Genomic DNA, 17,394 nt, shown 5'->3' with positions numbered 1-17,394 from the left:
GTAAAAGCCATAAAAAAACCCTCATAATTATGAGGGTTTTTATTATTATTCAGTTTCAGGTTCCATTTCAAAATCTTCCATGAATTTAGTGGTGTAATTGCCCGCCAAATAATCTGGATGATCCATCAATTGCCTGTGGAATGGAATCGTTGTTTTTATGCCTTCTATGACAAATTCGTCTAGTGCCCTTTTCATCTTATTAATTGCCTCCTCACGCGTTTGAGCCGTAGTTATCAGCTTCGCAATCATAGAATCGTAATGCGGGGGAATAGAATAGCCACTATACACATGAGTGTCCATTCGAACTCCATGACCTCCTGGTGTGTGTAATGTCGTTATTTTTCCTGGTGAAGGTCTAAAGTTGTTATAGGGGTCTTCAGCATTAATACGGCATTCTATGGAGTGTAGATTAGGATAATAGTTTTTTCCCGAGATAGGGACTCCGCCAGCAACTAAAATCTGCTCACGTATTAAATCATAGTCCACTACTTGCTCGGTAATCGGATGTTCTACCTGAATACGCGTATTCATTTCCATAAAATAGAAGTTTCGGTGTTTGTCTACCAAAAACTCCACAGTTCCAGCTCCCTCATATTTGATGAACTCTGCTGCTTTGATGGCAGCTTGACCCATTTCCTCTCTTAATTTATCTGTCATGAAAGGAGATGGTGTTTCCTCGGTCAATTTCTGGTGTCTGCGCTGCACGGAACAATCTCTTTCGGATAAATGACAGGCTTTTCCATACTGATCACCCACAATCTGAATCTCGATATGTCGCGGTTCTTGAATAAGTTTCTCCATGTACATGCCTCCATTTCCAAAAGCAGCAGTTGCCTCTTGTACCGCACTATCATAAAGATCCTCCATTTCGTCCTCTGACCAAACGGCTCTCATTCCTTTTCCGCCACCACCTGCGGTCGCCTTAATCATAACAGGATAACCCATTTTCTTCGCAATCTTTTTGGCTTCGGCAACATTTTTAAGAATTCCCTCAGACCCTGGCACACAGGGCACTCCGGCTTTTTTCATGGTCTCCTTAGCAGTAGCCTTATCCCCCATCTTATCAATATGCTCTCCAGATGCGCCAATAAACTTAATGTCGTGTTCTGCGCAAATTTTAGAGAATTTTGAATTTTCCGATAGGAATCCATATCCTGGGTGAATTGCATCGGCATTTGTAATCTCAGCAGCTGCAATGATATTAGGTATTTTCAAGTATGATTCGCTACTGGGGGCTGGTCCAATACAAACTGCCTCATCAGCAAAACGAACGTGCAAACTCTCTTCATCTGCCTTAGAGTAGACCGCAACGGTCTTTATACCCATTTCCTTGCAGGTTCGAATCACTCGAAGTGCTATTTCTCCCCTATTTGCAATCAATATTTTTTTGAACATCTTTAGAAATTTTAAGTTTTAAGTTCTCAGTTTTAAATACAAGTATTTAGCTCCGTATTCAATACTTAAAATTCAGTTATGATGGATCTACTAAAAATAAAGGTTGGTCAAACTCTACAGGAGAGGAATCATCAACTAAAATCTTGACGATTTTACCTGAAACTTCCGATTCAATATCGTTGAAAAGTTTCATCGCTTCGATTACGCAAAGTACATCTCCTTTGGCAATATCAGCACCTACCTCAACAAAAGAAGGTTTATCTGGAGCAGGTTTGCGATAGAATGTACCAATTATAGGAGATTTGATAGTGATATATTTAGAATCGTCCTCAGCTGCATCACTACTTGGAGCTTCTGCCGCAGGGGCAGTTGGTTCAACCGGGGTAGGCGCCATCATTTGTGGCATGGCAGCTTGGGCCACCGGTACTTGTTGTACATAAGTGGTTTCTGTTGTGTTACCAGTCACTCCTGTTCGGATTGTGATTTTTAAGTCATCCATCTCCAGCTTTACTTCGCTGGCACCAGATTTAGCAACAAACTTAATTAGACTTTGAATTTCTTTGATGTCCATATAGATTTCGGTTTAAGTTCTATTTAGTTCTAGTTATAAGCCCATTTAAGATAAATTGAGCCCCATGTAAAGCCTCCGCCAAAAGCGGCAAAGACCAAGTTGTCACCCTTTTTTAATTGACTTTCGTAATCTGCTAACAGCAATGGCAAGGTCGCAGAAGTGGTATTTCCATACTTTTGGATGTTCATCATTACTCTCGAAGAGTCCAAGCCCATACGATTGGCTGTGGCGTCAATAATACGTTTATTAGCTTGGTGCGGCACCAACCAGGCAATATCAGAATCATTTAGGTTGTTACGTAGCATAATTTTTTCCGCTACATCCGCCATGTTCGAAACAGCGAATTTAAAAACCGATTTTCCGTCTTGAAAAATGAAATGTTGATTTGCATCAACGGTCTCATGAGTTGCTGGCAATAATGACCCACCTGCTTCCATTCCTAAAAACTTCCTTCCTGAGCCATCTGCTCGAAGATATTCGTCTTGAAGACCTAATCCTTCAGTGTTCGGCTCGAAAAGAACGGCCCCCGCGCCATCTCCAAATATGATACAGGTAGTTCTATCCTTATAATTTATAATGGATGACATTTTATCCGCTCCAATAAGCAGTATTTTCTTGTATCTGCCCGATTCAATATAACTGGATGCCGTTGACATTCCAAAAAGAAAGCTTGAACATGCTGCCAGTAAATCATATGCAAATGCATTTGTTGCACCAATTTCAGAGGCAACGAAAGCAGCAGTTGAAGCAACCATACTATCAGGCGTAGCCGTAGCAACAATAATCAAGTCTATTTCTGAGGGGTCAATATCCTTTTTTTGAAGTAAATCATTGGCAGCTTGAATTGCCAAATATGACGAACCTTCGCCTTCTTCCTTTTTTAAAATCCTTCTTTCTTTTATTCCAGTTCTTGTAGTTATCCATTCGTCATTGGTTTCAACGAATTCCTCCAACATCTTATTGGTCATAACGAATTTTGGAACATACCCTCCCACAGCCGTAATAGCTGCTGTTACTTTGCTCATATTTAAGCTGATTTTGTCAAAAAAAATTCAAAAAAGGCTAAAAACTGGGGAAAATTACTCATTTTCCATGACTTTTTGCATAAAAACGCATTTTTTTAGAAAGATGGGTTTTGGCAGTAAAACTATTGGTTTATGCTCCTTATTTTGAGGTTTTTTGACCTCTTTTCACCAAAAAACTCCCAACTAAAAAAGTGGGAGTCTATTTTTTGCTTTTCTATAAAAACTGGATTACGCTTCCGCCTCCTCAGTTTTGTCAATCAATACTTGACCTTTGTAGTATAATTTTCCTTCGTGCCAGTGAGCTCTGTGGAACAAATGCAATTCACCAGTAGTAGAATCTTTAGCCAAGGTAGAAGCTACAGCCTTATAATGTGTTCTTCTTTTGTCTCTTCTTGTTTTGGAAATTTTTCTTTTAGGATGTGCCATTTTACAACTTATTTATCCGTTATTAACTTTTTTAATGCATCCCATCGGGGATCTGTCTCTTTTGTATTTTCTTTTCTTTCTTTTGGTTGTAGTTCTTCTAGCTTTTTTAATGCTTCCGAATCAAGGGTTCCATCCAAAACTCCTGGATGAATTCTTTTCTGAGGAACCGCCAGTACAATCATTTCATATACATACTGTGCAATATTCACCTGATGTTCACCATGTGGAATAATCAATATTTCATCATCCTCATCGTTGTATTCATCACCAAACTTCACCACCAACTCCAATTCAGTTGAAATAGACTGTTCATAAGGTTCACTTGTGATGTCACAATCCACATTTACGACTCCTTCCGAGGCCAATTCAAATTCCAACATAGTGCTTGTTTTATTCAGCAAAACGCGCAATTTCAAATCCGCATCATTGAAATCAGTATATGCAAAAGATTCAAAGAACTCATTATTTACAACGTAATCAAACTCGTGTTTTCCTTGCTTCAATCCTGAAAAAGGAATGCTAAACTCCTTTTTTTTCATCATAACCCACTTGTTTATAACGCAACGCCTCAATTAAAGGCGGGTGCAAAGATACTATTATTTTGATAATAGACAACAGACTAAAAACGAAAAAATTAGCCTCTTTTAAAGAATAAGGGTACTATAATATTCTAGCGACGCGTTCTTTGTTTCTGCAAAACATTCTCAGTAAGTTCGGCATACTCAGTTCTATTCCTGAATATACGAATCGCAGAAAAAACAGCTTCCTTAAAAGAACTATGGTCGGCTTCCCCTTTTCCAGCTATTTCATAGGCGGTGCCATGGTCCGGAGAAGTTCGAACCTTGTTCAGTCCAGCTGTGTAATTAACACCGTTTCCAAAGGATAGCGTTTTGAATGGAATCAAACCTTGATCATGATAAGCAGCCAAAATCGCATCAAAATTCTTGTAGGCATCCGAACCAAAAAAACTATCCGCAGCATAGGGGCCGAAGACGAAATGCCCGGCATCCGACATTTCTTTGATTACTGGTTTTAAAACTTCCTCGTCTTCTTTCCCAATTGTTCCATTATCTCCACTGTGCGGATTAATACCAAGTAGCGCAATTTTAGGGCTTCGGACCCCAAAATCCATTGTCAAAGACTTTTCAATGGTTCGTACTTTGGTACGTATTAATATCGGATTGATTGCTGCCGGGGCATCTTTAACGGCTAAGTGGTCGGTTAGAAGGCCCACTTTAAGTCCGTCAGTTACCATAAACATAAGACTTTCCCCTTCCAATTCTTCCGCTAGATAATCTGTATGTCCAGGAAACTTGAAATCATCAGATTGAATATTATTTTTATTGATTGGAGCTGTTACAAGTACATCAATGTCACCACTTTTCAACGCTTCCACTGCTGCTTTTAATGATTTAATGGCATAAGATCCGGCTTCTTCTGTAGCTTCTCCGAATTGTAGATTTGGAATCTCTTTCCACACATTTACCACATTCAGTTTTCCGTCAATTGCTTTTGAAGCTTCCTGAATCCCATTATATCTCATATCCATATGGAGCGCTTTGGTCTGCGCGGCAATGGTCTTACTGGAAGCAAAAAAAATAGGCGTACAGAAATCGAGCATTCGAGAATCTTGAAAGGTTTTTAAGGCTACTTCGCACCCAATTCCGTTCAAGTCTCCAATGGAAATGCCCAGCTTTATTTTTCTGTTTTCGTCCATGTTATTCTTTACCTTTGCCTGAAGTGTTAATTTACAAAACTAGGTAATAAAAACGGAAGATGTTTACGGGAATAATCGAAACTTTGGGTAAAGTCACCAAATTAGAAAAAGAGGGAAGCAATCTGCACATTTCGGTCAATTCGGCCATTACAGAGGAGTTGAAAATCGATCAAAGTGTAGCGCATAATGGCGTTTGTTTGACTGTTGTTTCTTTGAATGGAAGTACATACACCGTAACGGCAATCGAAGAAACACTTCAAAAAACAAATCTCGGAAACCTTACCGCTGGTGATACAGTGAATTTGGAGCGCGCCATGATTTTAGGAAGTCGATTAGACGGCCATATCGTACAAGGTCATGTGGATCAAACAGGAGTTTGTACTACTGTAGAAGAAAAGGAAGGTAGTTGGTTTTTTTCTTTTGAATACGATGTTTCAAAAGGTAATCCTACTATTGAAAAAGGTTCTATCACCATCGATGGAACTAGCTTAACTGTCGTGGACTCAGGGGAAAATACTTTTCGTGTGGCTATTATTCCGTATACTTATGAAAACACAAGATTCGGTTCTTATACAAAAGGAACGGTTGTGAATCTGGAGTTTGATGTTATTGGAAAGTATGTGGCGAAATTGATGACACAAAAGTAGGCCTACCTCTGCTTTACTAATCTAGCGCATATGCCTTAAGTTTTTCTAAAGAAGTATATTCCAAAGCCTTTTCATGAGTCGATTTCAGATTAATCTTTGGTGCCTTACCTGCTTTTTCAGCTTCCAACCAACGAAGAATACAAAGACACCACTTATCCCCTGCTTTCAGACCTGGAAAACGCCATTCGGGTTTTGGAGTTGATAGGTCATTTCCCTTTGTTTTGGTAAAAGCTAAAAACTCATCTGTCATTTCAGCGCAAACCACATGTGTGCCATAATCATCAGCTCCTGTTTTACAAAAACCGTCACGGTAAAATCCGGTTTTTGGTTCAAAGCAACAACTTTCCAATTCTCCTCCAAGTACATTTTTTGAATTTGCCTCTGGCATCACTTTTCCTACATTTGTTTTCAGAATAAAAAATCCTAAAGAAAGTACTATAATCGTTAGAAAAACGTACTTCATTTTTGCTAAACTTTTATGAAAATCTTTCGCTGATATAATACATACGCCAGCAGGCAATAAAACGCAACAACACTAAGTCCGTATAGCAAGGAAGAGAGTTGTAGCGACATGAAATCATGTGTATAAGCCGTATCAAAAAGCCATCCATGAAGTGTTGTTTCCCCTATTTTGATCATACCCATAATTTTACTGATAAAGCTGGATAGAAAATACAAGGTAATCGCATTAGCGCCTGCATAGCGAAATATACTCCCGAATTGCATTTTCTTTACATCAGTTAGGTAATAAATCAAAGCTAAAATTAGGTTAGCCCATCCCGCAGTTACCAAAACGAAGCTACTGGTCCAAAGCGCTTTGTTAATGGGGAAGAATATGTCCCAAACATGCCCTATGATTAGGAAAGACCCTCCGATTCCCATTAAGATAGTTGCCTTTTTTTCCTGTTTAGAAGTCAAAATTAATCCTGTGAAAATTCCCGCCAAAGAACTTACTATTGAAGGTATCGTACTTAATAACCCTTCAGGGTCATAATCGGCTTTGTAGTTGTGCGTTCCAAACACCTTTACATCTAACCAGTTGGCCAAATTATTTGGCGCTCGTTCTAAAGTAGATGCGACTCCTTCAACAGGAATTACCGTCATAAGAACCCAATATCCTATCAGAAAGAAAGCCGCTATGCCAATTAACACCTTCCAATTAAAATTTAGAAATAAGATTGCCGCAAAAAAGAAAACCACCCCAATTCGTTGCAGAACTCCAGGAAATCTGATGTCCGCAAAGTCTTTGAAAAAAGGAAAACTAAGTGTAAAAGCCCCAAGAAAAAGTCCGAGGCCAATCAGTTTTAGTGTACGAATTGTAATTTTTTTGTACGTGCCCGAATTGGCAACTTTATTCTTATATGCAAATACTATAGATGTACCAACAATGAATAAAAAGAAAGGGAAAACTAAATCAGTGGGCGTATATCCGTCCCATTTTGCGTGTCGTAATGGCGGAAAAACCGCAGACCATGTGCCTGGGGTATTCACTAAAATCATTAATACGATTGTTGCGCCTCTAAATATATCTACGGATAGGATTCTTTCTTTCATCTTATAATATGTTCTCTTTCATTCGCCCCCATGCCTTAATCAGAAAGAATCCAGAAACCGCTGCTACGGCGGTCAAAATCAATGCAGATGTCGTTCGTCCATAAATCCAGTAGCCTGTAGCGAACATGATAGAATAGATTAATACAACTCCTAAAAGCATTGCCGTAATTCCTGAGGGAACGCTCCACTTTTCATTCGAATCGACTATCTCTTCGTTATCCTGCTTCGCTTCGTCAACAACTTTTGACCAACCAGGTCCGCCTGGCTGAATTTTGCGATAAAAACTTCGTAACACTTCCTTTGATTCAGGTTGTGTAACAAACGTCGCGGTAACCCATATGATAGTAGTTACAATCATAATGAAGGGCAGCTCCCCCCAATCTGGAAAAATTCCAGTTTCGACATCGAATAGGAATGATTTTAGAGAAGTTGTCGCTATTAAAATTGACAATATTCCAGAGGCGAACATCGCCGAGATTTCACTCCATGCGTTGATGCGCCACCAGAACCATCGTAGTATAAAAATCAATCCTGTACCTGCACCAAAGGACAGTAACAGATTGAATACGTCCATAGCGTTTTGCATAGCCAAAGCCAAAACTGCACTTAAAACCATCAAGACCACTGTTGATACTCTCCCAAAGGCTACCATTTGTTTTTCGGTAGCATTGGGATTGATTTGTTGCTTGTAAAAATCAAACACCAAATACGAAGATCCCCAATTCAATTGCGTAGAAATTGTACTCATATAGGCAGCAATTAAAGATGCCAAAACCACTCCTAATAGACCACTTGGTAGTTTCGTCAACATTGCTGAATATGCCAAATCATGACCCAACTTATCAGCTGGTACATTTGGAAATGCTTGAGCTATACTAGCAATATCCGGATAAACAACCAAAGACGCTAATGCCACTAAAATCCAAGGCCATGGTCGTAAAGCATAGTGCATAATATTGAAAAAGAAAGTTGCCCCAATAGCGTGATTCTCATCTTTGGCAGCTAACATTCGCTGTGCGATATATCCTCCTCCACCTGGCTCACCACCTGGGTACCAAGAACTCCACCATTGTACCGCCAATGGAATAACCAAAATAGTAATTACCATTTTTGTATCACTTAAATCTGGTAGAATATCCATTTTACTTTTTACCATGTCATTTTCAATAATGGCTTGTAAACCTCCTACTTCCGGTATGTTAACCAAATAGAAGGCCGCACCAATAGCACCTGCCATTGCTACAAAAAACAGTAGGAAGTCAGTATAAACCACTCCTCGAAAGCCCCCAAGGGCGCTAAAAACAACTGTTATCAATCCAGCACCGACTACTGTTTCTATAGGGTCAAGGCCCAGCATTATTCCACCAATTTTTATGGCAGCCAAGGTAACTGCGGACATCGTTATGACATTAAAAAGAATCCCTAAATAAACGGCTCGAAACTTTCTCAAAAAGCTTGCGGGCTTGCCTCCATAACGCAATTCATAAAACTCCAAATCGGTTTTAACATTCGATTTCCTCCAAAGCTTTGCATAAACGAAAACGGTTAACATTCCAGTGAGTAAAAAGCACCACCAGCCCCAGTTACCTGAAACTCCTGTAGTTCTTACCAAATCAGTTACTAAATTCGGTGTATCCGTAGAAAATGTAGTTGCCACCATTGAAAGACCCAACAACCACCAAGGCATAGTTCTGCCTGATAGAAAAAATTCAGTGGAGCTTTTACCCGATTTTTTAGAAACGTAAATTCCTATTCCTAAAACAAGCGTAAAGAATACGATTATAAAGCCATAATCGAGTGTACTTAATTCCATAGTTGGGTTGTTTGGTTTGTTGTTAGTCTTTAAAGATAAAATAAATTGGAATACTTTTGTTTTTTACCAACTAAACTTCTCTTGTGCTTCAATCTTCCTTTCTCGATCTGTCAATCACCAGCTGGATATTGGCACTTTCGGCGGCTTTCATTATAGGTGTCTCTAAATCGGGAATCAAGGGTACTGCCTTAGTTGCTGTTACTTTTATGGCTCTAGCTTTTGAAACAAAAGCATCTACAGGGCTTGTCGTTCCCTTATTTATTGTTGGGGATATTTTTGCAGTTGTTTATTACAATCGGCATACCCAATGGAAATATATTATCCGTTTTCTTCCTTGGACGATGGTCGGTGTACTCATTGGGAATGTCATCGGGAAAGATCTTGATGAAGCCACTTTTAAAATCGGAATGGCTATTGTGATTCTTGGAAGCGTCATAATGATGTATTGGTGGGATAGAAGAAAATCAAAAGTAGTGCCTACACATTGGGCCTTCGCAGGGCTTATGGGGCTCCTTGCTGGTGTAACCACAATGATTGGTAATTTAGCGGGTTCATTTGCAAACATCTTCTTTCTAGCCATGCGTTTACCAAAGAATGAATTTATAGGTACCGCAGCCTGGTTATTCTTTATTATCAATGTATTTAAACTACCCTTTCACATTTGGTCATGGGGCACCATAACTAAAGAAACCCTGTTGTTTGATTTGAAGTTGGTCCCGGCGATTATTCTCGGACTCTTTGTTGGGGTTCGATTGGTGAAAACTATTAAAGATGATTTCTACAGAAAAATGATTCTAATACTTACCGCTTTGGGAGCAATAGCTATACTTTTTCGATAGTAAAAGCAAAAGCAAGTCTGAAAATCCTTTAAACAACAAAAGAAGGCTCCGAAAAATCAGAGCCTTCAAACCAACTATTCAAAATCAAAACCCAACTCATCGCAATGGGGGAACTAACCTGCGAAACTTATACCATAAAACGCCGTAGTTTTAAAGCACACTGTGAGTTATTGTCATGGTTGGTACTAAGATTTGGTTATTGGCATTCACGTTTTTATCCTTAATGTCTTAGTCAGCAAAACTGTTTTTACATTTTTATTCTTCCCTGCAAATTCTCTAGATATCAACTCGTCCGAATCAGCATTTTGTTGTTTTATTTACAGTTGAAAAAAGAGGGATAATCGCCAGTTGAGGGAAAGGTTTAAAGTAAAAACCACAATCCTAAGCGGGGGTTCGATAGAAACGATTTTTAAATTCAACCCAAACTGGCAACTTCCCTTTAAACGGCCAAGACCTCAAATATTTTCATATTCAAAATCAAAACCTCCTTTTTTAAAAGCCCTGAAATACAGGGCTTTAACGACCATCACGAAAAAACCGCAACCGGTAATGAGAATAGTGTTCCCATAAATGGTTTTCATTGTGTTAGTAAAATGCCCCTATTTTACTACAAATCAAACCTCAGTTTTAACGTGGACTGGCCGTGAATTAATACGTAACGGTTAGTGTTAGTATAGCCCAAATATTAATTCAATTTCTCAACCATTATAGATGGTAAACAATAAATTTCTAATATCTTTTTTTTAGGGGGAAATGCTGTCTCTTGAATGCTAGAGAAAATACTTTTGCTATACTTTCTCCACGGGGCATTTATAAAAGATGGTTTGTCAAACGCTCTTTTCTGAAAGATCAAAACCGGTAAAATCACATATAAAGTTACCGTAAATACTATAGTACTTAGAACAAAAAAAATCTCAACTAAATGCGGAATTTCTATCATGTTCATGCGAAAACTTTTTTTCTAGTTGCTATTCTTAGTGGGGATGCTTTTAAAGGTGAATAGCGAGGCTAAACTAGTAAGTAAGATATGATTGGAAAGAGGATGAGAATATTAATTTATCAGCATCGATTAATGGCATTTTTTATCGATTAATGGCATTCATCTAGGTTTATTCTTACCGTATTAAGTATTTAGATGTCTAATTGAATTGGTTCTACAGTGCGGAAGATCAACGTAAATTGGTTAAAATACCGTTATATCAATCCCTTCAGAGCGCATTACATCGTTTAACTTATGAAGATAAATAATTGGAAAAACCAAGATTTTTTTTCTTGGCTTTTCCAATAGAGAAATGTTTTCTAAATCACTTTTTTAGTGAATCGCGAATTTCGGCAAGTAATTCTTCAGTGGTTGGTCCTGCCGGTGCAGCTTCTGGCTCGGGAGCTTTGCTTTTGTTATATGCTTTGACAAGCATAAACATAACAAACCCTACAATTAGTAAGTTAACAATAGTATTAATCCAAGCTCCATATGCGATTACCGCACCCCCTGCTTCTTTCGCAGCAGCTAAAGTAACGTAGTCCTTTCCATCCATCGCCACATGCAAATCTTCAAAATTCATTCCACCCGCAAAATGACCTACAAATGGCATTGCGATGTGATCAACGAAACCGTTGATAACCAATCCTAAGGCTCCTGCCATAATTACTGCAACGGCAAAGTCGATAACGTTGCCTGTCATAATGAAATTCTTAAATTCTTTAAGCATTTTGTTTTAGTTTTAAAGGTTAATTAATATTTGAAAAAGGTCTTAATATCTATGTTTAATTAATACATAAACCATCTATTTGACTGCGGTTTCTTTTAAAAAAGGGGGTATTTAAGATATTCGAATAAATACCCCCAGATAAACAACTGACTAATTATTCAATTGTAGCTAATTCAAATGGTGTTTTCATTAGCTTTAGTTTGACCTATAGTTGGAATTTCTTTACTATTGTATAGTTACCTTTTGTTTTTGTTTTTGAACACGGTTCCTTTCCCTTAAATCGGCAATGCTTATATGGTGTTTCTTATCAACAGCCATATGATCAATATGCACGGTCTTTGGATTGATATTTTCTTCATTCACAATTGAATGCCCTAAGGCTGCCTTATTTGCAGCTGCTCTTATTCTTATTTGATATCTTAAATGCTCTTCTTCCTCACTATTTTCAAGCTCTACTTGGACCTTATTCGATGAAAACACCAAGGGTAGAATACCCATCAAAGAACCTAGAACCAATATGCCAGTCAGAAAAAGAAAAAAATAGGAGTTCTCCATCTTAAATAATAGGTTAATAATTAATATTAATCACGTACCTAAAAAAAAAGGGGCACGTGAAATTACTTTCCAAATGCCCCATAGGGAACACAAACAAATTGTAAATAGGCCCCACTATTTTTATTGCTTATGCTTTTATTCCCGCTTTGTACTTGTTTAGGACATCAAAAAGGGTTTTTACCAATAGCGCAGGAACTTGTAGAATCTGGTTGCTATTGGTAAAACCCCAGAGTTAATGGTTACTAATTATTTATCAGCCTAAACTCGGTTCTTCTATTTACTGCATGCTCTCTCTCTGTACAAGAAACGCCCTCTTTACATCTATTTTTAGTTTTAGTTTCTCCATACCCATTAGCAACTAACAAGCTAGAGTTTACTCCTTTACTTATTAAATAATCAGCTACGGCTTTTGCTCTTCTTTCGGAAAGATCTTTGTTAGAAGATGCTGTGCCACGAACATCAGTATGAGAAGCCAGTTCTACTTTAACCCCTGGGTTTTGATCTAAAACAGGCATTAATCGCGTATCAATAATACTTTTTGCTGCACTTGTTAATGTAGCACTACCCAAATTCCAACTGATTGGTAAAGCTTGGTATTCGACTAATGAACATTCCACTTCTTTCCAAGTAGTCAAACCACCTTTCTCTTTCAACACTTCCTTGGTAACTGTTTTTGTTACCGCAGGTACGGTTTCTTCGGTAGTATAAGCATCTTTATCTAATACTGTTTTGGTGATGGTTTTGTATTCCGCAGGGATAACCTCTTCAACAACACGAGCCGGTTCTAATAGAACTCGCTTCGTATATGAAGCATTTTGCGAACCTAATGGAGTCTTACTCACCGAAGCATCGCTAGTAAGTGTCGTTGTTGATACAGTTGCGAATTCCGCAGGATATCCTTTGTAACACCAGTATCTACAGTCATCTGGATTGCCAGAGGCGCAGTCAGGTGCAGCGGCTCCTAGTTCCCATTGGGCATAGGCTGGTTTGATTTCAATAGTCTCAGATGCTGATCCAAAGCTTGCAGGAGTAATACGCAATGTATTTCCACCCTCTTTAGAAACATAGGAAACTGTTTCGGTTCCCCATTTTTCAGGAATAATAGTTAATTTTTTACCAGCAGCTTTTACCTCAACTTGCTCTGTAACAGTTTTGAAAGTTGCCGGTACTGTTTTCAATACCTTATATGCAGGCTTAACAGTCAACGTCATAGTTTCATTGACATATACATCAGGCGTCGTGCAACGCACATAGCATTTACCAGGTTCTGGATTGGTTGGCAAATCTTGCGCCATACCCAAAGTTGCGGTCATAACCGCACATAAAAAAAGTACTCTTTTCATTGTTGTTTGTGTTTGTGTTAATAATTGTTTGTGTTACTATTTATTATTGCGTTCTATCTATTTTAGTAATATTAATTAGAAGTTTTGGTGAAAAAAGACCCTGTGCCCCAGGGTCTTTATAACCAACCAAACAAACCAATAACCTAGATTTTCCTGGGTTAAATGGTAAAATCATCGATATTGCCATAAGTTGTTTCTCAATGCAATAGTATTTTTTAAACTCGGTTATCACTTATTTTTTCCAATTTCGTTGTTACGTTTTAAAAGCTAACAGATCATAGTTGAATAGCCTTTTCAATATCTATCATATTACTGTATCAGAAATAAGTAGGTATATCTTGTTAGATTGCCCAAACCCTATCGCTTTACGATTAATAAACTGTAACCGTCTTTTGTAAAGACCATAGGAAATCTTTGTTCTATTCTAAATTTACTTTTGAGATATTCTCTTTACCAGCTTTGGGGCATGATTGCTAGTAAGTTTTGGTATTATGCCTGTAACTTTTTAATTGCTCTAACTATTAATAAGAATCTTTTGAACCCTTTATCTAATACTTATGGGAATTTCATGTTCTCATGAGTTTGCACCACAATCTATATATCATTGACGGCTTTAAGAAGGTTTCCTTATTATAGATTAGGGCAGGTAAAATGACATACAAAGTTGCCGCAAACACAATCGCACTGAGAATGAAAAAAAATTCTACCATCAATGTGTTTTCTATAATATCCATGTCTTATAATTTCTTTGTATTTCAAAACTATAAGTCCATCGGCTGTTTAAGTGACAAAAGAACTTTATAAATATTTAGGCATCGATTAAATGCATATTTAATCGATTAAATGCATATTTGTAAGTTTATTCGTTCTAATTGAATGGCTTTAGTGGTGAATTTTGCAAAGGAGAACTACCTGATATTCATCAGTAGTTACCTTAAATTTTTGAGAATTGTGTTGAGTAATTTTTCTTTTTCATAGGGCTTTATCACAACGTCATTCATACCAGCTGCCATACACTTATCAAGGTTCTCTTGATATGCATTAGCGGTTATTCCAATGATTGGAATATTCTTTATATTCTTAAAAGGAAAATCCCGAATGAGTTGTGTAATCTGAATTCCGGTAAGGTTGGGTAAATCAACATCCATCAAAATAATGTCGTAGTCGCCATTAACTACTTCTTGAAGCACTAAAGCACCATCATATGCCAAATCAATCTGAAAGCTATCTGTATTCAATAGAATTTTAAACAAGGTAAGCTGAACATATTCGTCATCTTCAACCAAAAGAACTTTATACTTCTTTCTTGCTTTTCTCCCTATGTTAGCTCTCTTTTTATTACCGTGTTCAGACCATTTAGACTCGCTTGGTAAGGGATACTTAAAGCTCATATCAAAATAAAATACAGACCCCTTATTCTGTTCTGAATTCAGTTGTATCTTGCTATTCATCAATTTCAACAGGCGTTTGACTATAGTCAAGCCTAAGCCTGTTCCTTTGCCTTTTTGAGTTGGTTGTTCTCTATGAAAACTCTCAAAAATCGCTTCTTGACTTTCTTCAGGAATACCTATTCCAGTATCAATAACTTCAAATCGCAAATTTGCGGTATTGGCCCTCTTCTGGTTTAGTCCTATTTTAAAAGAAACCGTTCCGTTTTCCGAATATTTAATAGCATTGTCCAAGAGATTCGCGACTATCTGAAAGAGTCTCAACCGATCGCCCTCAATGAATTCAGGGATTCTATCATCCCAAAAAGAAACAAATTTGAGTCCTTTCTTCTTCGTCTTTGCACTATAAGTAAACTGCATAAGTTCAAAAAACTTGCGCAAATTAAACAGCTTATGTTGTATTTCTAATTTACCGGCATCAATCATTCCAATACTCAAGGTATCTTCTAGCATAAGACGCAGATTACTATTTGATTCTTTAAGAAAATCAAGCATTTTTGTCTGCTCTGTTGTCATCTTGGTGTCACCAAGAATATCTATAATAGCCATAATGCTGGTCAACGGATTCCGCAGTTCATGGCTGAAATTTTGAATAAATCGATTTTTAAAACGCTCTCTTTCTTGTAGTTCAAGATTCTTTAGAACTGTTAATTCCGTTTTAATTACGGATTCATTCCGAGATTGGGTTACTGATTGATAGGAATCATAATGCTCGGTTAGATCAGTTATTATTAACAGGAATTCATCTCTCTTTTTGAGGAGCTTTATGTCTGTGGTAAACGTATTCTCCTTAAGGGCAAGATGTATACAAAAGAAATCGAACACCTCTTCCGCACTATCAAATAAAGCCGGCAAACTCTCAAAAAATGGATGGAGCTTGAGAATTGAACTATCTACGGGAATATCAAAAAGCTTTTGGTCACTTTCAATAACAACACCCTCCGAATCAAGCAAAATGAATTGCATGTTCTTATTCGCAAATTCTTCTTGATATAGCTTAAGCATCGCCAACAAGAAGTGTTGCAAGCTTCAAAAAAAGCTCGTTTACAAATTCCCCCGTCTTAGCACTAGTAAGAAAGTCTGCAGAAAGTTCATTCTCATCCAAAACCGTTTTTAATTCCGCTTTGTCAACCAAATCGGACTTATTACCAACTACCATCAAAGGAGTCTCGGGAACTTTATTTCTAACAATCTTCAAATCATTCCCCAAATGTTCAAAAGTAGATGGCCTTGAGACGTCAAACACAAATACTAGACCGTGGGTTCCCAATAAATAGGAATCCCTAATTGATTCAATCTCATCGGTACCTTCTAAATCCCATAGAATTAGAGAGACTTCCCTATCTACAGCTATTTCTACCAACTTTTTAGTTATATGAACTCCAATGGTAACCTTGTAATTATCGGAAAAAGTATCGGTGACGAATCTTCGAATTAAAGAAGTCTTGCCTACGCCGAAATGGCCTAGTACAACAATTTTTTTAGAGCTGTGCATGGCCAAAATATTTTGCCAATTCCCTCTCTATTCTTGATTTGGGAACGGGAACAATACTCTTTTGTGCGTTTTTGGTTTCGAAGACCAAATCAAGATTCATCGCCATAAAGCTATTGTAGAAATCAAAAATGATATCTTGAAGCTTATTCTTGGCACTTAACATATAGTTGCCAGAAATAACTACTGCAATGTAATGGGTTGCAAAACTTTGTAAATGAATTTCGTACAATTCATATTCTATAGACTCAAGTTCTTGGTTTCTCTGGTTAAAAGCATCCTCAACAAAAGATTTAATTGCTGTAAGCATGCCAGAGACCATTTCCTCATCCATGGCATTAGATTTGGAATAACTAGCCTTTAAAATTCCAGAATCCTTTTCGATAAGGAGAACTTGTTGAATACTGGCAGTCGCCAAATCACCAAGCATAATCTCATTTTCGTTTTGACCCGTAACCCCAGATTTGAATTTTCGTTTGAAAAAAGACAAAAAACTTAGCTGGTTATTCATCTTCTCTGAAAGCAGTTTCATTTCCTGTGCCACATATTTTTTCACCATCTTACCCATAATCGGATAGAGGGCATCAACTACTTCATCTTTGTTTATTTTTATTTGCTTCTTGAGGGTTTCTGTAATGGTAGGTCCCAGGGTTTCTGGAATGTTCTTTGTGAAATCATCCAGTTGGTGCGAAATGATTGGGTTGACTTTTTCAGAAAGTTTCTCCCGTTCATGTACCGTCTGTTCAAGCAGTTCTATCCTTCGAGAAATTTTTTCCTCAAATTCATGCTCGTCAGCTAAGAGAATATCCTTTAAGATTTCTAGCTTGTCCTTTTCATCCATTTTAGGATACATCTCAATA

At 37.7% G+C, this 17,394-nt stretch carries 17 protein-coding genes; 2 read left to right on the top strand and 15 right to left on the bottom strand.

Annotated elements, in window-relative coordinates:
- Positions 1–45: 45 nt before the first annotated feature.
- From accC to pdxA, 6 genes are all read right to left on the bottom strand, one after another.
- On the bottom strand, positions 46–1,395 hold the full coding sequence (gene accC, locus FEE95_RS06530) for an acetyl-CoA carboxylase biotin carboxylase subunit (protein WP_138657073.1): 1,350 nt from the start codon (positions 1,393–1,395) through the stop codon (positions 46–48).
- Between the two features lie 76 nt (positions 1,396–1,471).
- Positions 1,472–1,966 carry an acetyl-CoA carboxylase biotin carboxyl carrier protein gene (gene accB, locus FEE95_RS06525; protein WP_138657072.1) on the bottom strand — a complete coding sequence of 165 codons (495 nt, stop codon included), beginning with the start codon at positions 1,964–1,966 and terminating at the stop codon, positions 1,472–1,474.
- Positions 1,967–1,995: 29 nt separating this feature from the next.
- Positions 1,996–2,991: a beta-ketoacyl-ACP synthase III gene (locus FEE95_RS06520; RefSeq protein WP_138657071.1), complete on the bottom strand. Its 996-nt coding sequence runs from the start codon at positions 2,989–2,991 to the stop codon at positions 1,996–1,998.
- A gap of 228 nt (positions 2,992–3,219) precedes the next feature.
- A complete protein-coding gene (rpmF, locus tag FEE95_RS06515; RefSeq protein WP_138657070.1) occupies positions 3,220–3,417 on the bottom strand; it encodes a 50S ribosomal protein L32 in 198 nt (65 codons plus the stop codon).
- Positions 3,418–3,425: 8 nt separating this feature from the next.
- Positions 3,426–3,959, bottom strand: a complete 534-nt coding sequence (locus FEE95_RS06510) for a YceD family protein (RefSeq protein WP_138657069.1) — start codon at positions 3,957–3,959, stop codon at positions 3,426–3,428.
- Positions 3,960–4,087: 128 nt separating this feature from the next.
- Entirely contained in the window at positions 4,088–5,134 is a 1,047-nt protein-coding gene (gene pdxA, locus FEE95_RS06505; RefSeq protein ID WP_138657068.1) for a 4-hydroxythreonine-4-phosphate dehydrogenase PdxA, read from the bottom strand.
- A gap of 59 nt (positions 5,135–5,193) precedes the next feature.
- Here pdxA and FEE95_RS06500 point away from each other — a divergent pair, with 59 nt between their 5' ends.
- Positions 5,194–5,781 carry a riboflavin synthase gene (locus FEE95_RS06500; RefSeq protein WP_138657067.1) on the top strand — a complete coding sequence of 196 codons (588 nt, stop codon included), beginning with the start codon at positions 5,194–5,196 and terminating at the stop codon, positions 5,779–5,781.
- Positions 5,782–5,797: 16 nt separating this feature from the next.
- Here FEE95_RS06500 and FEE95_RS06495 read toward each other — a convergent pair whose 3' ends face one another.
- From FEE95_RS06495 to FEE95_RS06485, 3 genes are all read right to left on the bottom strand, one after another.
- The gene (locus FEE95_RS06495; RefSeq protein ID WP_138657573.1) at positions 5,798–6,169 is read right to left on the bottom strand and encodes a DUF2237 family protein; all 372 of its coding nucleotides are present in this window, start codon (positions 6,167–6,169) and stop codon (positions 5,798–5,800) included.
- 80 nt (positions 6,170–6,249) lie between these two features.
- Positions 6,250–7,335, bottom strand: a complete 1,086-nt coding sequence (locus FEE95_RS06490) for an acyltransferase family protein (protein ID WP_138657066.1) — start codon at positions 7,333–7,335, stop codon at positions 6,250–6,252.
- A 1-nt stretch (position 7,336) separates the two neighbouring features.
- Complete coding sequence (locus FEE95_RS06485; RefSeq protein ID WP_138657065.1) at positions 7,337–9,148, bottom strand: sodium:solute symporter family protein; 1,812 nt, start codon at positions 9,146–9,148, stop codon at positions 7,337–7,339.
- 83 nt (positions 9,149–9,231) lie between these two features.
- On the opposite strand from FEE95_RS06485, the gene FEE95_RS06480 reads away from it, so the two are divergent.
- Positions 9,232–9,987 (top strand): sulfite exporter TauE/SafE family protein, encoded by a 756-nt coding sequence (locus tag FEE95_RS06480; protein ID WP_138657064.1) that lies wholly within the window; start codon positions 9,232–9,234, stop codon positions 9,985–9,987.
- Between the two features lie 1,304 nt (positions 9,988–11,291).
- On the opposite strand, the gene mscL is transcribed toward FEE95_RS06480, so the two are convergent.
- From mscL to FEE95_RS06450, 6 genes are all read right to left on the bottom strand, one after another.
- Complete coding sequence (gene mscL / locus FEE95_RS06475; protein ID WP_138657063.1) at positions 11,292–11,696, bottom strand: large conductance mechanosensitive channel protein MscL; 405 nt, start codon at positions 11,694–11,696, stop codon at positions 11,292–11,294.
- A 225-nt stretch (positions 11,697–11,921) separates the two neighbouring features.
- On the bottom strand, positions 11,922–12,251 hold the full coding sequence (locus FEE95_RS06470) for a hypothetical protein (RefSeq protein ID WP_138657062.1): 330 nt from the start codon (positions 12,249–12,251) through the stop codon (positions 11,922–11,924).
- 242 nt (positions 12,252–12,493) lie between these two features.
- The gene (locus FEE95_RS06465) at positions 12,494–13,594 is read right to left on the bottom strand and encodes an OmpA family protein (RefSeq protein ID WP_138657061.1); all 1,101 of its coding nucleotides are present in this window, start codon (positions 13,592–13,594) and stop codon (positions 12,494–12,496) included.
- Between the two features lie 929 nt (positions 13,595–14,523).
- Positions 14,524–16,047: a hybrid sensor histidine kinase/response regulator gene (locus FEE95_RS06460; RefSeq protein ID WP_238474509.1), complete on the bottom strand. Its 1,524-nt coding sequence runs from the start codon at positions 16,045–16,047 to the stop codon at positions 14,524–14,526.
- Entirely contained in the window at positions 16,040–16,537 is a 498-nt protein-coding gene (locus FEE95_RS06455; protein WP_138657059.1) for a Rab family GTPase, read from the bottom strand. Before FEE95_RS06455 ends, FEE95_RS06460 begins: the two co-directional genes overlap by 8 nt.
- Positions 16,524–17,387 carry a cell envelope biogenesis protein OmpA gene (locus FEE95_RS06450; RefSeq protein WP_238474508.1) on the bottom strand — a complete coding sequence of 288 codons (864 nt, stop codon included), beginning with the start codon at positions 17,385–17,387 and terminating at the stop codon, positions 16,524–16,526. The genes FEE95_RS06455 and FEE95_RS06450 overlap by 14 nt, the downstream gene beginning before the upstream one ends.
- Between the last annotated feature and the right edge of the window lie 7 nt (positions 17,388–17,394).

Source organism: Maribacter algarum (ex Zhang et al. 2020), assembly GCF_005885635.1.
GTDB classification, from domain to species: Bacteria; Bacteroidota; Bacteroidia; order Flavobacteriales; family Flavobacteriaceae; genus Maribacter_C; species Maribacter_C algarum.
The sequence above is the reverse complement of the archived record's forward strand: the minus strand, read 5'-3'. Positions and strand labels throughout refer to the sequence as shown.

Excerpts from the sequence above, each read along its gene's own strand:
- FEE95_RS06455 (WP_138657059.1), bottom strand. The coding sequence starts at position 16,537 with ATGCACAGCTCTAAAAAAATTGTTGTACTAGGCCATTTCGGCGTAGGC.
- FEE95_RS06470 (WP_138657062.1), bottom strand. The coding sequence starts at position 12,251 with ATGGAGAACTCCTATTTTTTTCTTTTTCTGACTGGCATATTGGTTCTA.
- FEE95_RS06460 (WP_238474509.1), bottom strand. The coding sequence starts at position 16,047 with ATGCTTAAGCTATATCAAGAAGAATTTGCGAATAAGAACATGCAATTC.
- FEE95_RS06510 (WP_138657069.1), bottom strand. The coding sequence starts at position 3,959 with ATGATGAAAAAAAAGGAGTTTAGCATTCCTTTTTCAGGATTGAAGCAA.
- FEE95_RS06465 (WP_138657061.1), bottom strand. The coding sequence starts at position 13,594 with ATGAAAAGAGTACTTTTTTTATGTGCGGTTATGACCGCAACTTTGGGT.
- FEE95_RS06490 (WP_138657066.1), bottom strand. The coding sequence starts at position 7,335 with ATGAAAGAAAGAATCCTATCCGTAGATATATTTAGAGGCGCAACAATC.
- pdxA (WP_138657068.1), bottom strand. The coding sequence starts at position 5,134 with ATGGACGAAAACAGAAAAATAAAGCTGGGCATTTCCATTGGAGACTTG.
- FEE95_RS06450 (WP_238474508.1), bottom strand. The coding sequence starts at position 17,387 with ATGTATCCTAAAATGGATGAAAAGGACAAGCTAGAAATCTTAAAGGAT.
- FEE95_RS06520 (WP_138657071.1), bottom strand. The coding sequence starts at position 2,991 with ATGAGCAAAGTAACAGCAGCTATTACGGCTGTGGGAGGGTATGTTCCA.
- mscL (WP_138657063.1), bottom strand. The coding sequence starts at position 11,696 with ATGCTTAAAGAATTTAAGAATTTCATTATGACAGGCAACGTTATCGAC.
- accB (WP_138657072.1), bottom strand. The coding sequence starts at position 1,966 with ATGGACATCAAAGAAATTCAAAGTCTAATTAAGTTTGTTGCTAAATCT.
- FEE95_RS06500 (WP_138657067.1), top strand. The coding sequence starts at position 5,194 with ATGTTTACGGGAATAATCGAAACTTTGGGTAAAGTCACCAAATTAGAA.
- accC (WP_138657073.1), bottom strand. The coding sequence starts at position 1,395 with ATGTTCAAAAAAATATTGATTGCAAATAGGGGAGAAATAGCACTTCGA.
- FEE95_RS06485 (WP_138657065.1), bottom strand. The coding sequence starts at position 9,148 with ATGGAATTAAGTACACTCGATTATGGCTTTATAATCGTATTCTTTACG.
- FEE95_RS06495 (WP_138657573.1), bottom strand. The coding sequence starts at position 6,169 with ATGCCAGAGGCAAATTCAAAAAATGTACTTGGAGGAGAATTGGAAAGT.
- rpmF (WP_138657070.1), bottom strand. The coding sequence starts at position 3,417 with ATGGCACATCCTAAAAGAAAAATTTCCAAAACAAGAAGAGACAAAAGA.